This window comes from Bartonella sp. CL71SXKL (assembly GCF_042194935.1).
In the GTDB taxonomy this organism is placed as follows: Bacteria; Pseudomonadota; Alphaproteobacteria; order Rhizobiales; family Rhizobiaceae; genus Bartonella.
This window is the reverse complement of the sequence record NZ_JBHINI010000087.1, coordinates 1-939: the sequence shown is the minus strand read 5'-3', so window position 1 is coordinate 939 and position 939 is coordinate 1. Positions and strand designations below refer to the sequence as shown.

2 protein-coding genes are annotated in these 939 nt (G+C 31.4%); both read right to left on the bottom strand.

Features of this window, described 5'->3' with window-relative positions; all coding sequences use genetic code 11:
- Nucleotides 1-22 precede the first annotated feature (22 nt).
- Entirely contained in the window at nucleotides 23-346 is a 324-nt protein-coding gene (locus ACFILA_RS09610; protein ID WP_015856199.1) for a helix-turn-helix domain-containing protein, read from the bottom strand.
- Nucleotide 347: 1 nt separating this feature from the next.
- A complete protein-coding gene (locus ACFILA_RS09605) occupies nucleotides 348-698 on the bottom strand; it encodes a type II toxin-antitoxin system RelE/ParE family toxin (protein ID WP_041581387.1) in 351 nt (116 codons plus the stop codon).
- Between the last annotated feature and the right edge of the window lie 241 nt (nucleotides 699-939).

Here is a 939-nt window from a genome sequence, read left to right as displayed (position 1 = left end):
AAAAAGCTAATCATAAAGAAGTTTAAGAAGAAAAAACAACTTCAAAATGTCCTTCAAGCGTTTTAACTTCTTTCGGATTAACAATAATCTTTATATCGTTTCCCAATTTTGCCAAACACTCAAGCATTTTCATTTCACTAATTCCTCGAAATTCTCCACTTAAGAGTTTAGACAGTTTTGGTTGAGTCATTTTCAAAAGTTGACTAGCCTGTTTTTGTGTTAAGTTCTTTTCTTTCAGAATTTGACTAATCTTATGAGCAAGTTGCGCTTTGATAAGCATCTCTCTGGAATCTGAAAAGCCAAGATCCGCATAAACATTGGAACTACCGTGAAAAACATTGATCATTTTAATTCCCTTCTAATTGTTCTGCTAACTTGAGACGTTCTTTAATCAGATTAATGTCTGGTTTTGGTGTTGCAATGCCACGGGTCGATTTTTTCTGAAAACAATGCAACACATAAAGAGATTTTTTATATTGTATCGTATAAACAGCGCGATAAGTTCCTTGAATATCGCGTTCAATAATTTCTAGAACATTGGCAGATCCAAACCCCTTGAGAACCTTAACATTTTCTCCTCTATCTCCTATCTGAGCAAGATAAAGAGCATAACCAATCCTTTGTTGAATAAGATCAGGAAGACTTTTTATATCTTTGAGTGAAGAACCAAGCCATATGATACGTTTTATTTTACTCATGATTATTAATATACCCATATGGGTATATTTTCAAGTGGTTATTCTAATTTTGTGATTTTTTAATAACTATTATTAATAAAATTGACTTGATAAAAATGGTAACAAAAAACCATAATTGTTTATTTATCTTATGAAAAGCTGCTTTGTAAAAACCAACGCTTCCAAATGTAAAAAGAACGTTTTTTGCAGATATTTATTGAATATGCATTTGCTTTTGATTGGATTGTTAAAGCTACCGAGC